Source organism: Streptomyces sp. H27-H5 (genome assembly GCF_026627505.1).
Taxonomy (GTDB): Bacteria; Actinomycetota; Actinomycetes; order Streptomycetales; family Streptomycetaceae; genus Streptomyces.
Map to the genome: position 1 here is coordinate 45,874 of NZ_JAPNLK010000036.1, position 19,417 is coordinate 65,290.

A 19,417-nucleotide genomic window follows, 5' to 3' on the forward strand; every position below is an offset into this window, starting at 1 on the left:
CGCAATTAGGTAGGCTCCTCGTCATGGCGCACAACGAGCTCTCCATGGGCGGACTCACCCCCCGCGACCACGCCTTCTACGGCCTGGTCTGGGCCGGCACCACCCTCACGGCCCGGGTCGACCAGGCCCTCACCCGACGGCACGACCTGCCGCTCTCGTGGTTCGAGGTGATGCTGTGGCTCCAGGCCCAGGAGGAGCCGGTCGCCTCCTCCGAGCTGGGGGCCAGGACGCTGCTCAGCCGCAGCCAGGTCTCCCGGGTCGCCGACTCGCTCCAGGCGCGCGGCCTCGTCGAGCGGATACCTTCACCGACCGACGCGCGTTCCGTGCGGATCGCCCTGACCGACGCCGGCCGGCGCGCCTTCCTGGAGGCCGACGCCACCCGCCGCGAGGCCCTCGCCGAGGTCTTCGACGACCGGCTCGACGACGCGGACATCGCCGCGCTCGGCGCGATCTGGGCCAAGCTCAAGGCGTAGGCCGTCCCTCTCGGAGCGTGCCGGACCCGCGCCGCCCGGCGAGATCCGGCAGAGACGCCCCGGCCGGCAACGGCGCCCGGGCGAGCGGGCGTTGTCAGTGCCGGCGCCTACGGTCGCCCCATGACCAAGACGCCGAACCCGCTGTCCGCGCTGGCCGCCGACCCGCAAGGCCGCTCCCTGGGCCTCGCGTTGCCGCCCGGCACGCTGATCGACGGTCCCGGCCGACGGTTCGCGCGCCGGTCCCCGCTGGTGTGGGTGTCCGACGAGCCCGTGGGCCCCGGAGCGCTCGCCGCCCACCGCGGCCCGGCACGGGCGGCCGGCCTCCAGGCGGTGCTGTTCCAGGGCCGGCGCGGCCTGGAGAACTGGTGGACCCGCGGCGAGCTGCGGCCCCGCGAGATGTCCGACCCCGACGACCACCACGTCGAACCGGTCCTGCGCGCGTACTGGGCCGATGTGGTCCCCGACCCCGAGGAGGGAGCCGAGGGCGAGGAACTGATCGCGCCCTTCGGCCGGGAGTGGCCGGGGCTCGCCGAGCCCGGGGTCCCGGACGGGGAACCGGAGGAGCAAGCCGTCGCCCGGGCCGACGAGCTGATCCGGGAGGGCGTCCTGCCGAGCCCCCGCCTGGCCCTGATACCGGCGGCCCGGGGAGCGGACGCACCCACCGCGATGGGGTGGCGCGGCCCCCTGAACCACGAGAACGACACGGCCCTCGTCAGCACCGTCCTGCGCTCCTGGGAAGAGCGCTACGGCGCCCGCGTCCTCGCCCTCGGCTTCGACGAACTCCACCTCTCGGTGGCCGCCCCGCCCGCGACGCGGGCCGCCGCCCTCCCCGTCGCCGCCGAGCACTTCGCCTTCTGCCCCGACAACGTCTGGCAGGGCTCCGGCAGCGTGCACGCCTACGCGGACGAGGCCGTCGTCGGCGCGCGGACCTGGGCATTCTGGTGGGACTGAGGAACGGCGAGCCGGCCTCGGCCCCACCGCCCGCTCACCCGACCCGGCCGGGCGGCGGCGGGGTCGGGGCGGCCGGCGGCGCGGTCCGAGGGGGAGGCGGCGTGGTCGGCGTCGGGTCCAGGTAGACGCGGCGGATCGCCGGGAAGCGCTCCCGCAGCTGGTCCTCCGCGTCCTCGCACGCGGCCTCCACCTGCCGCGCCGACGCCAGGTCATGGAAGTCGATCTTCGCCGCGATCAGCACCTCGGCCGGGCCCTGCACCAGGGTCGTCAGCTCCAGCACCGCCTCGATGTGCGGCACGGTCAGCAGCTCCTCCCGGACCTCCGCCCGCATCGAGGCGGGCAGCGAACGGCCGATCAGGTACTGCGCGTTCGAGCGGCCCAGCTCCCACGCCACCCACACCAGGAGCAGCCCGATCAGCAGCGACGCCACCCCGTCGTACACACCCGACCCGGTCAGCTGCGCCCCCAACAGCCCGCCGGCGGCCAGTACCAGGCCGATCAGCGCGGCCACGTTCTCCAGCAGCACGGCCTTCACCGCCGTGTCCGGGGTGTGCTTCACGTACAGGCCCAGGGGCGCGGCCAACCGTGCCGCCTCGCCCCTCATCTGGCGCCACGCCACCAGCAGGGAGTAGCCCTCCAGCAGGAACGCCACCGCCAGGATCACGTACGACACCACCGGGTCCCCGGGGTCCTCCCCGTGCACCAGCGTGTGGATCCCGTCGTACACGGCGAACACCGCGCCGCCGACGAAGGTGGCGACCGAGGCCAGCAGCGCCCAGATGTACCGCTCAGGCCCGTAGCCCAGCGGATGCGCCTCGTCCGCCGGGCGGGCGCCGCGCTTGAGCGAGACCAGCAGCATCACCTCGGTCACCGTGTCGGCCACCGAGTGCGCCGCCTCCGACAGCATGGCGCTGGATCCGCTCACGACCCCGCCGACCGCCTTCGCGGCGGCGATGCCGAGGTTGGTGACGACCGCGACGACGACCGTTCCGAGACTTTCCGCTTCTTCGGGCACGAGGTGACGGTATGTCCGACGCCCGGCCCGGGGACGGGCGACACCCGGACGCGGACTCAGCCGCGCGGGACGCGCACCACGCCCTCCTGGATGACGGTGACGGCCAGCCGCCCGTCCTGGGTCCAGATGCGGGCCTGCCCCAGACCCCGGCCGGCGGCGGCCGAGGGGGACTCCTGGTCGTACAGCAGCCACTCGTCGGCGCGGAACGGCCGGTGGAACCACATCGCGTGGTCCAGCGAGGCGCCCACCACGTCGCCCACGGCCCAGCCGCCCCGGCCGTGCGCGAGCAGCACCGAGTCGAGCAGGGTCATGTCCGAGACGTACGTGGCCAGGCAGGTGTGCAGCAGGGCGTCGTCGCTCTCCAGCTTCCCGGCGGTACGGAACCACACCTGCGAGCGCGGCTCGACCGGCTGCCCGACGCTGCCCCACGGAGGGGTCGTCGCGTACCGCAGGTCCACCGCGCCCCGCGCCTCGATCAGCCGCTCCACCGTGTCCGGGTCGCGGAAGATCCCCCGGTACGCGGGCAGGGCCTCGGCGGCGGTGGGCAGGGTCTCGGGATCGGGGGCGTCCGGCATCGCCGTCTGGTGGTCCAGCCCCTCCTCGTACGTCTGGAACGACGCGGAGAGGTGGAAGATCGGCTGGCCGTGCTGGACGGCCACCACCCGGCGGGTGGTGAAGGAGCGCCCGTCGCGGATCCGGTCCACCGAGTACACGATGGGCGCGCCGGGGTCGCCGGCGCGCAGGAAGTACGAGTGCAGCGAGTGCGCGGTGCGGTCCCCGGGCACGGTCCGCCCGGCCGCGACCAGCGCCTGGGCCGCGACCTGTCCGCCGAAGACGCGCGGTACCAGCGCCGAACGGCTGGTACCGCGGAAGATGTTCTCCTCGATCTGCTCCAGGTCGAGCAGATCGAGGAGCGTCGTCAGAGCCTCGTTCATGGGGGAAGGGTAGGTCCCGAGGGGGTCCGGAATCCCTTACAGGCCCATGGACTTGGCGATGATGGACTTCATGACCTCGCTGGTGCCGCCGTAGATGCGGTTCACGCGGTTGTCGGCGTACAGGCGGGCGATCGGGTACTCGTTCATGTAGCCGTAGCCGCCGTGCAGCTGGAGGCACTTGTCGATGACGCGGTGCGCGACCTCGGTCGTGAAGAGCTTCGCGGACGCGGCCTCGGCGGCGGTCAGCTCACCGGCGTCCAGGGCCTCCAGCGCGCGGTCGGCGACGGCCTCGGCCGCGTCCACCTCGGCCTGGCAAGCGGCCAGTTCGAACTTGGTGTTCTGGAAGTGCGCGACCGGCTTGCCGAAGACGGTGCGGTCCGTCACGTACTGCTGGGCGAACCGGACGGCGGCCTTGGCCTGGGCGTACGCGCCGAAGGCGATGCCCCAGCGCTCGGAGGGCAGGTTCGCGCCGAGGTAGTAGAAGCCCTTGTTCTCCTCGCCCATCAGGTCCTCGACCGGGACCTTCACGTCGACGAACGCCAGCTCGGCGGTGTCGGATGTGCGCAGGCCCAGCTTGTCGAGCTTGCGGCCGATCGAGTAGCCGGCGGACTTGGTGTCCACGGCGAAGAGGGAGATGCCGAAGCGGCGGTCGTCCTCGCGCGGGGAGGAGGTACGGGCGCAGACGATCACCCGGTCGGCGTGCACGCCGCCGGTGATGAAGGTCTTGGAGCCGTTGAGGACGTAGTGCGTGCCGTCCTCGGAGAGCTTCGCGGTGGTCTTCATGCCCGCGACGTCGGAGCCGGTGCCGGGCTCGGTCATCGCCAGCGCCCACATCTCCTCGCCGGTGACGAACTTCGGCAGGAAGCGCTTCTTCTGCTCGTCGTCGGCCAGCATCTTGATGTAGGGCAGGGCGAGCAGCACGTGCACGCCGGAGCCGCCGAAGTTGACGCCCGCGCGGGAGGTCTCCTCGTAGAGGACGGCCTCGAACTTGTGGGTGTCCAGGCCCGCGCCGCCGAACTCCTCGGGCACGTTGATGCCGAAGATGCCCAGCTCACCGAGCTTGTAGTAGAAGTCGCGGGGAGCCTGACCGGCCTGGAACCAGTCGTCGTAGACCGGCACGACCTCGGTCTCGATGAAGTCCCGGATGGTCTCGCGGAACGCCTCGTGGTCCTCGTTGAAAACGGTACGGCGCACGGCCGGACTCCCTTCGTCGCGGCGGTCCGCCGCTTATGTCTAAGCGCTTGCTCATACAAAGTTACCGGCGAGTTGTCCATCCGTCCAGAGAGAGGTCCGTCGCACGGCGCGCGGCGCCCGGCACGGACCTGCCGGGCGCTGCGCGCGGTCGCTCGAACGAGGGAACGGAGGGGGTGCGTGCGGTGCGGTCGCGGCCCCGCCCGGCCGCGATCGACGGGCTTCGGTTCGGGCGGCCGGGTGGTCGCGTGGTCGGTCGGGTCGGGTCAGGAGTAGTGGCACACGGTGACCCAGCCGCCCTGGACGTCGGCGCCGCTCCTCGCGCCGCAGCCCATCTTGGTGGAGTGGGGCTGGACCATGTTGTAGTAGTGGCCCCAGTTCCGGTACCCGTCGCTGTTGGTGTCGTGGTCGGGACCCGCGGCGTCGTAGGCGGCCTTCTCGGAGGCCCACTGGCCGACGGCCCCGTCCGGTCCGACGCTCGATATGTTCTCGGCGACGTTGATCGAGCTGTGGTTCAGCTCGTTGCCCGCGGAGGACTGCGGATCGTCCGCCCATCCCTGGGCCTGGTTCGCGAGGCCGCCGTCCCAGCCGAGGGGCGGTTGGCCGTTCTGTTGGCGGACGCTGTTGGTCTCGGCGAGCATGGCCTGCTGATCGGCCGGGCTGACCGCCGACGGAAGGCTCGCGGAGGCGGCGACGGTCGCCGAGGCGCCCGTCGCCAGCAGCAGACCTCCGGCCATCAGGGCCGTCGCGACGGCGGCCGTGGCGCGGCGGTGTGTCCGGGTGTGTCTCCGGGTGTGGTTCACGGCGACCTCCTGGTCGCACGGGGGCATGCGGGAAGGTCCGGCGCACGTGGGGGCGGTCCCGGGAACGGGCCGCACGGCCGGCTCGGGGCGATGGCGCCAAGTGGCCATCGGCGAGACGAGATCCGGTCGACGGCCCCCGCCGCCTCCGGTGAGTCCAGCGTAGGTCCGGGGTATGCGTGCGGCGACCGGAGCCGGGGCGGCCCCCGTTGACGCGCGATCGGTCGGCGGACGTGCCCCCGGGGCGACAACTGCCCTGCCCCCGGGCCCTCTTCGCGCCCGTCGGGCCGGTCGGGGGGCGTCGGCCCTCCAGCCGCGGTCGTGGCCCGGTCCGGGGCGTCGGTCCGGATGTGGTGGTCCGCCCGCTCGCGGTCCTCGGTGGGGCTGCGGCCGTCAGTCCCGGGGGGCGGGCGGCGGGGACTGCGCCGTGGGAGCGGCGGCCCAGCGCAGGGCGAACCACAGTTCCATCCGTACGTCCGCGTCGTCCGGGTCCCGCTCCAACAGGGCCGCGCAGCGGGCGATGCGCTGACGGACCGTGTTGCGGTGCACGCCCAGGGCGGCCGCGGTCCGGTCCCAGCTGCCGTGATGGGCCAGCCAGCCGCGCAGGGTCTCCCGCAGCACGGGGCTCAACGGTGCCAGCACCGCCTCGGCGTGTGCGCGGGCCTCGGGTTCGCCCACCAGCCCGGCCACCCCGGTGTCCGCGTGCCGGGCCAGGGGCGCGCGGGCGCTCTCGGCGCGCTGGAGGGCGCGGGCGGCCTGCGCGTCGGCGGCGGCCAGCGCTGCGGGGTCGGCCGGCGCGGGCGAGCTCACGCCGAGCCGCCAGCCCGGCCGGGGGCCGGGCTCGCGCGGGGTGAGGAGGCGTACGAGGGTGCCCTCGGCGGCGTACAGCGGGGTGCCGAGCGCCGCGGCCAGGGCGGCGGGGTCGCCGCCGCCCCGGGCGTGCACCGCCGTCCACGGCCCGGGCCCGAGTGTCTGCGCGGGGGTGGCGCCGAGCAACAGCCGGGTGAGGGCGGCCGCCTCGCCGGACCCGCCGGGCCGGTCGGCGGTGAGCAGGGTCAGCAGCACGGCGGCGATCGAGGCGATCGTCTGGTCGCCCGGGGCGCGCAGCGGGGTCGCCAGGGCGAGCACCGGCCCGGGGGGAGCGGAGGCGGTCGGGGTGGCCTGCGGGGCGGTCTGTGGGGCGCCCTGCGGGGCGGGCGAGCCGGCGTCGGCGGGCGCCGGCGGGGCGCCGGTCCCGGTGCCTGTGCCCGCTCCTGTCCCCGTTCCCGTGCCCGTCGTCCCCGTTCCCGTGCCGGCGCCGGGCCCCGTGCCCGCGCCGATGCCCGTGCCCGTCGGGTCGGTGGAGGCGCCGGTCGGGCGGCGCCCCAGGGCGTACACCGACAGGTGCCAGCCCGCCGCCTGGTCGGTGGCGGTGGCCGGGCCGGGCGCGCCCACGTGGCGGGCCAGGGCCGCCAACGCCTCCCGGGCCCGCTCGGGGACCGGCCGTCCGGCGGAGCGGTCCGGCGCGCCCGGGGTGACCAGGGCCGCGTGCCCGGACAGGGCGGTGGCCAGCCTGGCCAGCACCGCCGGGACCGGGTCGGGGCGCGCCGCCGCGGCCGCCAGGGACTGCTGGGCCTCGGCGACCCGGCGCACCTCGGCCGTACGGGCCTGCGCCATCAGCCGCCAGACGGTACGGGCCACGGCCGTGAAGGGGGTGCCCGGCGGAACCTCCACGAGCGGCAGCCCCAGCGCGACGCAGGCGTCCGTCAGCTCCCGCGGCACCGTCCCGTGGACGGGGGTGACACCGAAGCCGAGCGCGGCCACCCCGGCCCGTACGAGCCGCTCGACGTACCGGAGCGCAGTCGCCGCGCCCCGGTCCGCCCCCGCCCCCGCCCCCGCGCCCGGCCCGTCGTCCCGGGCCAGCCAGGCGCCCGCCGTCAGCAGCAGTTCCCCGCCGAGCAGGTACGGGGACGGGTCCGGCATCTCCGAGGCGTGGACGGCGTGCACGGAGGCCGCGGGGGTGGCGGGGGTGGCGGGGGCCGAGAGGGTTGCGGGGGCCGTTGCCCCGCCGCCGCCCGGTGCGAGCGTGCGCAGCCCCAGCTCCCGGTCCGCGAGCAGGGCCCCCAGCTCCACGCCGGGGGTGGGCGGCTGCTGCTCCTGCGCCGGGCGTGGCATGGATACTCCGTACAGATCACGGGGACTGGATGGATGAAACGTACACTTCGTGCCCCCGGGATGTCCGTTTACGCTCGAAGGACCGCACACCCCCTCCGGAAGGCACCCCCTGATGAGCACGCAGCCGCGCGGACCCGTCGACTCCTCCCGCATCCCGCGCTACGCGGGCCCCGCGACCTTCGCCCGGCTGCCCCGCCTCGACGAGGTCGGCTCGGCCGACGTGGCCGTCGTCGGCGTGCCCTTCGACTCCGGTGTCTCCTACCGCCCGGGCGCCCGCTTCGGCGGCAACGCCATCCGCGAGGCCTCGCGCCTGCTGCGCCCGTACAACCCGGCGCAGGACGCCTCCCCGTTCGCGCTCGCCCAGGTAGCCGACGCCGGCGACATCGCCGTGAACCCCTTCAACATCAACGAGGCCATCGAGACGGTCGAGGCCGCCGCCGACGAGCTGCTCGGCGCCGGCTCCCGCCTGATGACCCTCGGCGGCGACCACACCATTGCCCTCCCGCTGCTCCGCTCGGTCGCCAAGAAGCACGGCCCGGTCGCGCTCCTCCACTTCGACGCGCACCTCGACACCTGGGACACCTACTTCGGCGCCGAGTACACGCACGGCACCCCGTTCCGCCGTGCCGTCGAGGAGGGCATCCTCGACACCGAGGCGCTCTCGCACGTCGGTACCCGCGGCCCGCTGTACGGCAAGCAGGACCTGACCGACGACGCCAAGATGGGCTTCGGCATCGTGACCTCCGCCGACGTCTACCGGCGCGGCGCCGACGAGGTCGCCGACCAGCTCCGCCAGCGCATCGGGGACCGCCCGCTGTACATCTCCATCGACATCGACGTGCTGGACCCGGCGCACGCCCCCGGCACCGGCACCCCGGAGGCGGGCGGCATGACCTCCCGCGAGCTGCTGGAGATCATCCGCGGACTGTCCTCCTGCAACCTCGTTTCCGCCGACGTGGTCGAGGTCGCCCCGGCGTACGATCACGCCGAGATCACCTCGGTCGCGGCCTCGCACACCGCGTACGAGCTGACGACGATCATGTCGCGACAGATCGCGCAGGCGAAGGGCAAGTAAGCGAAGTGACGCACGACCACGACCTGGTACTCCGCCCCACCGAAGCCCAGAAGGCGGCGGCCCTCGCGCCGCCCCCGGGGCGGACGGGCGGGGACCTGGTCGTGGAGACGCTGCGTTCGCTCGGCGCCACCACCGTGTTCGGGCTGCCGGGGCAGCACGCCCTGGCCGTGTTCGACGCGGTGGGGCGGTCCGATCTGCGGCTGGTCGGGCTGCGGGTCGAGAACAACGCGGCCTTCGCCGCCGACGCGTACGGCCGGCTCACCGGCGAGGCCGTCCCGCTGCTGCTGTCCACCGGCCCGGGCGCGCTGACCGCCCTGCCCGCCCTCGCGGAGGCCGCGGCCGCCTCCGCCCCCGTACTGGCCATCTCCTCCCAGGTCCCGACCGCGGGCCTCGGCGGGGGTCGGCGCGGGCACCTGCACGAACTGCGGGACCAGGCCGCGTCGTTCCGCGAGGTCGTGAAGTCCGTCCACATCGCCCGCACCCCCTCCCAGATCCCCTCGGTCGTCGCCGAGGCCTGGGAGTCGGCGCTCACCGCCCCGCACGGGCCCGTCTGGGTGGAGATCCCGGAGGACGTATTGTGCGCCGAGACCCTGATCCCGCAGGTCACGGGCGTGGACGCGACCCCGCACGAGCTCGCCCCGCGCCCGGAGCTCACCGCCGTGGCCGCGCACTGGCTGGAGAACGCCGAACGCCCGGTGATCATCGCGGGCGGCGGGGTCGTGCGCTCCGACGCGGCCGGCAAGCTCAAGCAGCTCGCGGAACGCCTGAACGCCCCGGTCGTCACCACCTTCGGCGGCAAGGGCGCCTTCCCGTGGACGCACCCGCTGTCCCTCCAGTCCTGGCTGGAGGACCGCCACATGACGGACTTCCTGGAGGACGCGGACGTCCTGCTCGTCGTGGGCTCGGGGCTCGGCGAACTCTCCTCGAACCACCACACCTTCTTCCCCGAGGGCCGGGTCGTCCAGATCGAGGCGGACCTCGGGAAACTGGAGTCCAACCACGCGGGCCTGGGCATCCACGCCGACGCCCGCCTCGCCCTCCAAGCCCTCCTGGAGACGGTGTCCGAGCGCCCGGACCCGACGGCGCCCGAGCGCGTGCGCCTGGTCCTGTCCGCCATCGCGGCCCGACTCGCGGAGCAGGACCTGACCCTGGAACAGCGGCTCCTGACGTCGATCCGGGCCGCCCTGCCCGCCCGTTCCCCGTCCTTCTGGGACATGACGATCCTGTCCTACTGGGCCTGGTCCGCCTTCGACGCCAAGCACCCCAACACCATGCATTCCGCCCAGGGCGCGGGCGGCCTCGGCTACGCCTTCCCGGCGGCCCTCGGCGCCTGCGTCGCGGAACCGGGCACCCCGGTCCTGGCCGTCTCGGGCGACGGCGGCGCGATGTACTCGCTCGCGGAGCTGGCCACCGCCAGGCAGCACGACCTCGACGTCACCTGGCTGATCGTGGACGACGGCGGCTACGGCATCCTGCGCGAGTACATGACCTCCGCGTTCGAAGGTCGCTCGACGGGTACCGAACTCACCCGCCCCGACTTCGTCGCCCTCGCCGCCTCCTTCGGCGTCCCGGCGGCCACCACCAGCCCGGAGACCCTCCGCGAGGACCTCGCCACGTCCCTCGCCACCCCGGGCCCGTCCGTCCTGGTCCTCCCGACGGCCCTGCGGATGTTCGCCCCGACCCACCTCTAGGGCCTCAGGGCCTGTCTTTCGGCACGCTTCGTACACGCTTCGTGCACGGGTTCCCCACGCTTCTTCCGCCCTGTGGGGGCCCCTCGTGGCGGCTCGGTAGGCTGCCCGTGATCCCACACGCAGGGGATCCCACACGCAGGCCCGGGGGCCGAGTCGGAACACGCGGGGGGAACAGTGTCGTTCGAGCAGGAGCGGAACGGTGACGGGCAGGGCGCGCCCGAAGGACCGTCCCCGAGGATGCGGCTGAACCAACTCGCCGCCGATCCCGGCGGATCCACCACGCCCGGGATCCCCGGCACCCTCGCCACGGCCCCTCCCGCGAAGAAGAAGGCGGCCAACACCATCGAGAACGTCCTGCAGCCCGGTACGAAGAAGGCGGCGGACGCGGCCGACGAACCGACGAAGACCGCCGTCAAGGCCTTCACCGGCTGGGACACGGCGGCGGGCCTGACGAAGGCGCACGCGCACTGGGACGACCAGGTGAAACGCCTGATGGCCAGGCTCAATTCGGAGAAGACCGCGCTGCGCGGGGCCTCGAACCTGTTCACCGGCAACGATCAGCTGACGGGCCGCAGCTTCCAGCCGGGGCAGTCCAAGGTCGCGGGACTGTAGGGGAGACGGCATGCCGAGCTATTCCGAGATCGTACAGACGGACCTCTCCGCACTGACCACGGCCGCCGACGGCTGGAAGGCCATGGCGACCCAGTTCAAGACCATGGAGGACGTCTACAAGGACGAGGTCCAGAGCGTGTCCGCCGGCAACGGCTGGATGGGCTCCAGCGCGCAGACCGCCGCCACCAACGCGGGCATGACGCGAGGGGAGTTCGCCTCCGCGCAGAAGGAGGCGCTGGCCATGGAGTCACTGCTCCGTGACGCGCACACCCGGTTCACGGACCTCAAGGGCCGGGTGAAGTCCGCCGTGGCGGACGCCGAGGCCGCGGGCATGAAGGTCTCCGACCAGGGCATCGCGAGCTACGACTTCGCCAAGGTCTCCGGGGACACGGCGAAGGCCATCCGGCACGACCCGGACCTTCCCGAGGTCGAGCGGTCCTGGACGCGCCGGATCGGGGACGCGGTCAAGGCGGTCACCGAGTTCGACGCCGACGTCAAGACCGCCCTGCTCAACGCGTCGGGAGCCGACGGGACCGCCATGTTCGGCTTCAACTCCAAGCCGGTCGGCGACGTCGAGGCCGTGGAGGCCCTCGCGCTCACCTCGAAGGTCCGCGACGGCAAGGCCTCGCCGGAGGAACTGCGGCACTACAACGAGATCCTCAAGCAGAACGGCGACGACAAGCACTTCAGCGAGGCGTACCTGCACGCCCTCGGCGCGAAGGACACCCTGGACCTCGCCGACCGGATGAACCTGGCGGCCAACGACCGCGGGGCGTCCGCGGCCGACAAGAAGCTCTACGAGTCGATCAACGCCGGCCTCGCCTCGACGGTCGCCTCCGGCACGAAGGACCCCGGGAGCTACGCCTACAAGCCGTTCGTCGACGGGCTCAAGGAGCAGGGCCCCGAGCTGGTGGGCAAGGGCCTGCCGACGCATGGATACCAGGCGCTGGTCACCCTCATGGCGAACGGCGACGGCTACGGGAAGCAGTTCCTCAACGACCTCGGCGACGGCATGATCGAGGCCGAGAAGTCGAAGCCGCACATGTACGACCACGCCTACGACCCGAAGCGCCCGAACCTGGTCTCCGACCCGTTGGACGGCCTGCTGGGCATCATGGCCAAGGACCCGGACTCGGCGACGTACTTCCTCGACCCCGACGCGGCCGGCAACAAGAACGAGCACCTGAAGTACCTGCTCAAGGACCGCGACATGCCGGACCCCTGGATCGCGACCGCCGTCGGCCCGCCGATGGAGATGCACGGCGACAAGACGGCAGGCCTCGGCGCAGCCATCCAGGCGGCGGCCACGGGTCACGTCGACGGCGAGAAGCTGGGCCCGCCCGGCCCCCACACCGAGGGCCAGGCCCGCGTCATGCACAACGCCATCCGCCTCCTCGACGGGGGCATGGAAGGTGACGAGTTCCCGGAGCACCTGGAAGGCCTGCGCCAACCGATGGGGAAGGCGCTGGTCGACTACGTCGCCGACACCCACGAGATCCTCGGCGGGAAGAACTCCGACCTGGGCATGGTCAGCGGCAGCGACTCGATCCACGGGTCGGGTGACAAGGCCCAGATCGCAGTCGGCCAGGGCAGCCTGATCCGGGTGATGCGCGGCATTTCGGATGACGGCGCGTCCTATGGCCTGATGGTTCAGGCGGAGCGGGTCTACTCGGCAGAGCAGCTCGCTATGGCCGCCCCGTACAAGGCCGACTCCCCGCATGCGGTCAGCGCTGATTGGGACAACCGTGCACACGACGTCGGGGTGGCAACCGGAGCCCTCAACGGCATCGGGGCCGACGTCTACAAGGACAAGGAAGACGACAAGGGCGAGTGGGCGGAGGGCACGTCCGAGTACACGGCTGCCACCGTGAACGGACTCATCGGAGAGATTCCCGTCGTGAGCACGATCGGAGGCTCGCTGATCGACGCGGCCAAGTACGACTGGGTCCAAGGCGTCAAGGATGCGGCCGAGGAGCAGAGCAAGCAGGAGTCCAGTACCAACTACGCGGGGGGCATGGAGGGGACCAACAAGTTGTTCGACGTATGGAGAGAGCAGAGGCAGATCGACGCGGACGACCCGGCGGCCGAACACGCCCAGAACGAAGCGGGCAACGCCTACTCGGCCGGACGGGAGGCCGCCCGTGCGCACCTCCGGCCCTGATGTGCTCACAGCCCTCGTACGGTCGACGACCACGCTCGTCTGTGTGCTGATGCTGGCATCGTGCACTTCGGGCGGCTCCGGGGCGGAGGCCGCGAACCCCTGCGGGATCAGCCCGTCTTCGGAGGAGGCGGCGCTTGTGCGCGAAGTCCTCGGGGCGGAGGACTTCGCGACGAAGACCTATGGCGACACGAACCTCTTGGTGGGCAAGATGGAGCGCGCGTTGCCGACGATTCCCCAGAGGGAGTCGTTCTACACGAACGCATGCGGGTACAGCACGGATGGTGAGCAGAGCAAGGCCGGGGTGACCTTCCTGGCCGGGTGGTCTCTTCGGACCTCCACGCTGCCTTCCTTCCCCAAGGACGTTTCCTACGAATTGAACGGTGCACGCGGTGTAGCGCGAAACAGTGGCTCGATGCTGCTCGTCCCGTGCGACATGCCTGGTGAACTCAATGCGCAGTCGCAGAAGGTGTGGCTCACAGCGGACACCACGTATTCGTTCAGCCCGTCCCGGCCGGACGTGGACCAGGCGACCAGAGACCAGCGGATGACCCTCGCCTACCTGATGACCCGCCGCGTCACCGAGGCCCTCGGCTGTGAGAACAAGCCCCTTGCGAAGCCCCCGGTGGTGAGGCCGCTTCCTACCCCCTGACGGGGATCTCGGCCCATACGGACTTGCCGATTCCATGAGCCCGGGGGCACTGACCCCACCGCACCGCCAGTGCCGCCACGATGGCGAGCCCCCGGCCGCGCTCGTCCGACTCGCCGGCGGCCCGGGGCGCGAGGGTGACGGCGGGACCCGCGTCGGACACCTCCACCCGCACCACGTCGCCGTACCGCGCGAGCCGGACCCCGATGTCCCTGCCGTGCGGCGCGTGGGCGTGGCGTACGGCGTTGGTGACCAGCTCGGAGAGCAGCAGCTCGGCCGTGTCGGCCGGGCCCGGACCGACTCGCCACTCCGCAAGCCGCACCCGCAGCCGCGCCCGAGCCCGGCCCGGTGCGCGGGGGCCGCGCGGCTCGATCCAGAAGACCTCGACGATGGGAAGCAGAATCACCACGACACCTCTCTAGAGATACGTGCGCTCAGTGAAGCGCCCCTCACGCGCGCGCGTCAAGACGTCTCTAGAGATGTTCGATTCCGTCGGCCGGGTGAGCGCGCCGGCTCCTTCGATCGGCAGGGTGCCTAGGATGATCGGAGAAGATCAGGGAGGACCGCATGCCGAGTGATGGCCCCGCACAACAGCCCAAGTACCAGCGCATCGCCGCCGCCCTGAAGGACGCCATCGCCTCGGGTGAATACGGGCCGGGAGCCCGTCTCCCCGGAGAGAACGACCTCATGGCGGCTCATGGGGTGGCCCGGATGACCGCCCGCCAGGCACTGGGAGTGCTCCAGGCGGAGGGGCTGACCGAAGCCCGCAAGGGCGCCGGGGTGTTCGTGCGAGAGTTCCGGCCCATCCGGCGCCGCAGCATTTCCCGGCTGGCCGCCGACGTGTGGACAGAAGGACGTTCGATCTGGGCGGTCGACACGGATGGCCGCGAACCCGTCGTCGAGTTCGTGGGCGTCGCCGAAGAGGCCTCACCGGCGCCCGTTGCCTCGTTGCTCGGGCTCGACGACGGCGCGCCGGCCGTGGCCCGCCGCCGCAGGTTCCTGCTCGACGGGAAGCCCGTGATGCTCGCGACCTCCTATCTCGACGCGGCTCTCGTCGCCGGCACGCCCATCGTCGAACCCGACACGGGTCCCGGCGGCATCTACGCCCGCCTCGCCGATCTCGGCCACGGCCCGGCCCGGTTTCGCGAGGAGGTGCGGTCGCGCATGCCCAGCCCCGAGGAGGCCGCCGCGCTGCGGCTCGGGACGGGCACTCCCGTCGTCCTGGTCGTCCGTACGGCCTTCGCCGCCGACGGCCGGATCGTCGAGGTCAATGAGATGGTCCTCGACTCCTCCGCGTACGTGTTGGAGTACGCGTTCGACGCCTAGTGCTGTGACCGGAAAGGTTCACCGTGTCACGGCGCCCGGCACGGCACCTCGCCGCGTTGTCGAACCGCCCACGTACGTCCAGTACACGCGGCAGTCCTCCGCCTTGCGATGCACCGCACCGGACACCGCGACCCGGCAAACCTTTCCGGCCACAGCACTAGGCCCCATGCGTCCGCCCCCTCCCACCCCCCTCGTGCCACGGTCGGGTGAGGCTCGCGTGCCGTCCCCGTACGGCAGTGCGATTGTTGCGGCGGGATGAAATCCGCCGGTCGGCGCGTTGGGTGAGGCGGCAGGAACGAACCAACGGGGAGGCATCACGTGGCGGCGGCGCAGACGGCGGCAGGGGAGAAACAGGGCTGGGGCAGGAGGCTGGCCGCCTACACCTGGCATTACCGGCTCAATGTGCTGCTTGCGCTCGGGTCCTCGCTGGGCGGCATGGCCGTCATGGCGCTCGTGCCACTGGTGACCAAGATCATCCTCGACGACGTCATAGGTGACAAGAGCCGGCCCATGGGCCCGTGGGCGGGGATGCTCATAGGCGCGGCCGCGCTCGTGTACGTGATGACGTACATACGCCGGTACTACGGCGGCCGGCTCGCGCTCGACGTGCAGCACGACCTGCGCACCGACATGTACGACGCGATCGCCCGCCTCGACGGCCGTCGCCAGGACGAGCTGTCGACCGGCCAGGTCATCGGTCGCGCCACCAGCGACCTCCAGCTCATCCAGGGCCTGCTGTTCATGCTGCCCATGACCATCGGGAACTTCCTGCTCTTCGGGATATCCCTGGGGATCATGCTGTGGCTGTCGCCGCTGCTGACCCTGGTCGCCCTGCTCATGGCCCCCGTGCTGTGGTTCATCGCCAAGCGCAGCCGCAAGAAGCTCTTCCCCGCCACCTGGTACGCGCAGGCCCAGGCCGCCGCGGTCGCCGGTGTCGTCGACGGGGCCGTGACCGGCGTCCGCGTCGTCAAGGGCTTCGGGCAGGAGGAGCAGGAGACCGGCAAGCTCCGCGAAGCCGGCCGCCGGCTGTTCGGCGGACGGATGCGGGCCATCCGGCTCAACTCGCGCTACACGCCGGCCCTCCAGGCCGTGCCCGCCCTCGGGCAGGTCGCCATTCTGGCCCTCGGCGGCTGGATGGCCACCAAGGGGCAGGTCACCCTCGGCACCTTCGTCGCCTTCTCGACCTACCTCGCGCAGCTCGTCGGCCCCGTGCGCATGCTCGCCATGGTCCTCACCGTCGGCCAGCAGGCCCGCGCCGGCGCCGAGCGCGTCTTCGAGCTGATCGACACCGAGCCCGTGATCCGCGAGGGGGAGCGGGAGCTGCCGGCCGACGCCCCCGCCACCGTGGAGTTCGAGGACGTCGCCTTCGGCTACGACCCGGCGCGCCCCGTGCTCGACGGGTTCTCGCTCGCCATCCGGGAGGGCGAGACCGTCGCCCTCGTCGGCGCCTCCGGAAGCGGCAAGTCGACCGTCTCGCTGCTGCTGCCGCGCTTCTACGACGCCGACCGCGGCACCATCCGGGTCGGCGGGCACGACGTCCGCGACCTGACGTACGACTCGCTGCGCGGCGCGATCGGGCTGGTGCCCGAGGACTCGTTCCTCTTCTCCGACACCCTCCGCGCCAACATCTCCTACGGGCGCCCCGACGCCACCGACGCGCAGATCGAGGCCGCCGCCCTGGCCGCGCAGGCCGACGGGTTCATCCGGGAGCTGCCCGCCGGGTACGACACCACGGTCGGCGAACAGGGCCTCACCCTCTCCGGCGGCCAGCGCCAGCGCGTCGCGCTCGCCCGCGCCATCCTCACCGACCCCCGGCTGCTGCTCCTCGACGACGCGACGTCCGCCGTCGACGCCCGGGTCGAGCACGAGATCCACGAGGCGCTGCGGGCCGTGATGGCCGGTCGTACGACCCTGCTCATCGCCCACCGCCGGTCCACGCTCGCGCTGGCCGACCGGATCGCCGTACTGGATCGGGGCCGGCTCTCCGACATCGGCACGCACGAGGAGCTGGAGCGCCGCTCGCCCCTCTACCGCAGGCTGCTGACCGATCCCGAGGCCCTCGGCGGCGGTTCCCCGCGCATCCGCGAGACGCCCGCGATGACCGAGTTCGAACGTGACATCGAGTGCGGGATCGAGCGGGACATCGAGCGCGACATCGATCGGGACATCGAGATCGAGGCGGAGATCGACTCGGAGCCCGTGAACGCCAAGCGCCGGGTCGCCGGCGGGATCACGCCCGAACTCTGGCAGCGCCAGGACGACGCCAAGGCGGCGGCCGGACCCGCCGCGGGCACGGGCCTGCGGGCCCCCGGAGCCGGGCATTCCATGGCCGGGGCGGTCGCCGGGATGCCCGCGACCCCCGAGTTGCTCGCGCAGGTGGCCGCGCTGCCGCCCGCCGACGACCAGCCCTCCGTGGACGAGACCCGGGCCGCGTCCGCCGAGGAGAGCTACGGTCTGCGCCGACTGCTCCGCGGCTTCTGGGCGCCGCTCGCCATCAGCCTCGGCCTGGTCGCGCTCGACGCGGGCGCGGGCCTGCTGCTGCCGATCCTGATCCGGCACGGCATCGACCAGGGCGTCGAGCAGGCCGCCCTGGGCGCGGTGTGGGTGGCGTCCGGACTGGCCCTCCTGGTGGTCATCGGGCAGTGGGCCGCGCAGTTCTCCGAGACCCGCATGACGGGGCGCACCGGCGAGCGCGTGCTGTACGCCCTGCGCGTCAAGATCTTCGCCCAGCTCCAGCGCCTCGGTCTCGACTACTACGAGCGCGAGCTGACCGGCAAGATCATGACGCGGATGACCACGGACGTCGACGCCCTGTCCACGTTCCTCCAGACCGGGCTCGTCACCGCCGTCGTGTCCGTCTTCACCTTCCTCGGCATCCTGGTGGCCCTCCTCGTCCTCGACGTCGAGCTGGCCCTGATCGTCTTCGCCACCCTGCCCGTGCTGGTCGTCGGCACGATCGTGTTCCGCCGCAAGTCGGTCGCCGCGTACGAGCTGGCCCGCGACCGGGTCAGCAGCGTCAACGCCGACCTCCAGGAGTCCGTGGCGGGGCTCCGCATCGTCCAGGCGTTCCGGCGCGAGCACGACGGCGCGGCCCGGTTCGCCGAGCGCAGCGACGCGTACCGCCAGGCCCGGGTGCGCGGCCAGTGGCTGATATCGGTCTACTTCCCGTTCGTGCAGCTGCTGTCCTCGGGCGCCGCCGCGGCCGTGCTGATCGCCGGCGCGGGCCGGGTGGAGGCGGCCACGCTCACCACCGGCGCGCTGGTGGCGTACCTGCTCTACATCGACCTGTTCTTCGCGCCCGTCCAGCAGCTCTCCCAGGTGTTCGACGGATACCAGCAGGCCACCGTCTCCCTCGGCCGGATCCAGGACCTGCTGCGCGAGCCCACCACCACCCCGCGTCCGGCCGATCCGCGCGCGCTGCCCCGGCTTCGGGGCGAGGTCGCCTTCGAGGACGTCCACTTCGCCTACGGCGCCGCCGAGGAGCGGGGAGCGAAGGGCGACGCGTTGGCCGGGATCACCCTGCGGATACCCGCCGGGCAGACCGTCGCCTTCGTCGGCGAGACCGGGGCGGGCAAGTCCACGCTGGTCAAGCTCGTGGCCCGGTTCTACGACCCGACCGGCGGCCGGGTCACCGCCGACGGCGTGGACCTGCGGGAGCTCGACCTGACGGAGTACCGCCACCGGCTCGGGGTCGTCCCCCAGGAGTCGTACCTCTTCCCGGGGACGGTCCGCGACGCCATCGCCTACGGGCGGGCCGAGGCGAGCGACGCCGACGTGGAGGCGGCGGCCCGCGCGGTCGGCGCCCACGACATGATCGCCACCCTCGACGGCGGCTATCTGCACACCGTCGCCGAACGGGGCCGCAACCTGTCGGCCGGTCAGCGCCAGCTGATCGCCCTGGCCCGCGCCGAACTCGTCGACCCGGACGTGCTGCTGCTCGACGAGGCCACCGCCGCCCTCGACCTGGCCACCGAGGCACAGGTCAACCTGGCCACGGAACGGCTCGCCGGCAAGCGCACCACGCTCGTCGTGGCGCACCGGTTGACGACGGCCGCCCGGGCCGACCGGGTCGTCGTCATGGACCGGGGCCGCGTCGTGGAGGACGGCACGCACGGTGAACTCCTCGCGCGGGGCGGTCGGTACGCCGAGCTCTGGCGGACCTTCGCGGGGGAGGACGAGCGGGCCGTCGCCTGACCCCCCGTCCGCTCCCCGGCACCCGATCCGCGTCCTGTCGCGTCCGGCGACACCGCGCCGGCGTGCCGTTCGCCGGCGCCTCTACAGCCGTTCCCGCGCGCCCTGTTCGGGCACGGACCTGCCCCTCCGGGATGCCCTTGCGGGGTGCAACCATCCGGGGGGTCCGCGCGTCGTACGTACGTGCGTGCGCACG

General features: G+C 72.8%; 15 protein-coding genes. 9 read left to right on the top strand and 6 right to left on the bottom strand.

All coding sequences use genetic code 11. The features are described from left to right. Positions 1-23: 23 nt before the first annotated feature. Complete coding sequence (locus OTB19_RS19260; protein ID WP_267799517.1) at positions 24-473, top strand: MarR family winged helix-turn-helix transcriptional regulator; 450 nt, start codon at positions 24-26, stop codon at positions 471-473. 120 nt (positions 474-593) lie between these two features. Then, the gene (locus OTB19_RS19265) at positions 594-1,424 is read left to right on the top strand and encodes a DUF4253 domain-containing protein (RefSeq protein ID WP_267799518.1); all 831 of its coding nucleotides are present in this window, start codon (positions 594-596) and stop codon (positions 1,422-1,424) included. 34 nt (positions 1,425-1,458) lie between these two features. Here the strand turns inward: OTB19_RS19265 and OTB19_RS19270 are convergent, their stop codons facing one another. From OTB19_RS19270 to OTB19_RS19290, 5 genes are all read right to left on the bottom strand, one after another. Next, positions 1,459-2,439, bottom strand: a complete 981-nt coding sequence (locus OTB19_RS19270) for a cation diffusion facilitator family transporter (protein WP_267799519.1) — start codon at positions 2,437-2,439, stop codon at positions 1,459-1,461. A 56-nt stretch (positions 2,440-2,495) separates the two neighbouring features. Continuing rightward, positions 2,496-3,374: an acyl-CoA thioesterase gene (locus OTB19_RS19275; protein WP_267799520.1), complete on the bottom strand. Its 879-nt coding sequence runs from the start codon at positions 3,372-3,374 to the stop codon at positions 2,496-2,498. Positions 3,375-3,410: 36 nt separating this feature from the next. Further along, positions 3,411-4,568 carry an acyl-CoA dehydrogenase family protein gene (locus OTB19_RS19280; RefSeq protein ID WP_267799521.1) on the bottom strand — a complete coding sequence of 386 codons (1,158 nt, stop codon included), beginning with the start codon at positions 4,566-4,568 and terminating at the stop codon, positions 3,411-3,413. Between the two features lie 263 nt (positions 4,569-4,831). Further along, the gene (locus tag OTB19_RS19285) at positions 4,832-5,368 is read right to left on the bottom strand and encodes a CAP domain-containing protein (RefSeq protein ID WP_267799522.1); all 537 of its coding nucleotides are present in this window, start codon (positions 5,366-5,368) and stop codon (positions 4,832-4,834) included. A 390-nt stretch (positions 5,369-5,758) separates the two neighbouring features. Next, complete coding sequence (locus OTB19_RS19290; RefSeq protein WP_267799523.1) at positions 5,759-7,519, bottom strand: PucR family transcriptional regulator; 1,761 nt, start codon at positions 7,517-7,519, stop codon at positions 5,759-5,761. Positions 7,520-7,631: 112 nt separating this feature from the next. Between OTB19_RS19290 and speB the strand changes: the two genes are divergently transcribed. The 5 genes from speB to OTB19_RS19315 all read left to right on the top strand — a co-directional run bounded on the left by speB (position 7,632) and on the right by OTB19_RS19315 (position 13,707). Beyond that, positions 7,632-8,594 carry an agmatinase gene (gene speB, locus OTB19_RS19295; protein WP_267799524.1) on the top strand — a complete coding sequence of 321 codons (963 nt, stop codon included), beginning with the start codon at positions 7,632-7,634 and terminating at the stop codon, positions 8,592-8,594. 5 nt (positions 8,595-8,599) lie between these two features. Then, positions 8,600-10,285, top strand: a complete 1,686-nt coding sequence (locus OTB19_RS19300; protein WP_267799525.1) for a thiamine pyrophosphate-binding protein — start codon at positions 8,600-8,602, stop codon at positions 10,283-10,285. 237 nt (positions 10,286-10,522) lie between these two features. Beyond that, entirely contained in the window at positions 10,523-10,897 is a 375-nt protein-coding gene (locus OTB19_RS19305; protein ID WP_267799526.1) for a hypothetical protein, read from the top strand. 10 nt (positions 10,898-10,907) lie between these two features. Continuing rightward, positions 10,908-13,058, top strand: a complete 2,151-nt coding sequence (locus OTB19_RS19310; protein WP_267799527.1) for a hypothetical protein — start codon at positions 10,908-10,910, stop codon at positions 13,056-13,058. A gap of 43 nt (positions 13,059-13,101) precedes the next feature. Beyond that, positions 13,102-13,707: a hypothetical protein gene (locus OTB19_RS19315; protein WP_267799528.1), complete on the top strand. Its 606-nt coding sequence runs from the start codon at positions 13,102-13,104 to the stop codon at positions 13,705-13,707. Here OTB19_RS19315 and OTB19_RS19320 read toward each other — a convergent pair. Beyond that, positions 13,697-14,110 (bottom strand): ATP-binding protein, encoded by a 414-nt coding sequence (locus OTB19_RS19320; RefSeq protein ID WP_267799529.1) that lies wholly within the window; start codon positions 14,108-14,110, stop codon positions 13,697-13,699. The two genes, OTB19_RS19315 and OTB19_RS19320, sit on opposite strands and share 11 nt — an antisense overlap. A 161-nt stretch (positions 14,111-14,271) precedes the next feature. On the opposite strand from OTB19_RS19320, the gene OTB19_RS19325 reads away from it, so the two are divergent. Together OTB19_RS19325 and OTB19_RS19330 are read left to right on the top strand one after the other, a co-directional pair. Next, positions 14,272-15,030, top strand: a complete 759-nt coding sequence (locus tag OTB19_RS19325) for a GntR family transcriptional regulator (protein ID WP_267799530.1) — start codon at positions 14,272-14,274, stop codon at positions 15,028-15,030. Between the two features lie 318 nt (positions 15,031-15,348). Then, a complete protein-coding gene (locus OTB19_RS19330; RefSeq protein WP_267799531.1) occupies positions 15,349-19,224 on the top strand; it encodes an ABC transporter ATP-binding protein in 3,876 nt (1,291 codons plus the stop codon). Positions 19,225-19,417 lie beyond the last annotated feature (193 nt).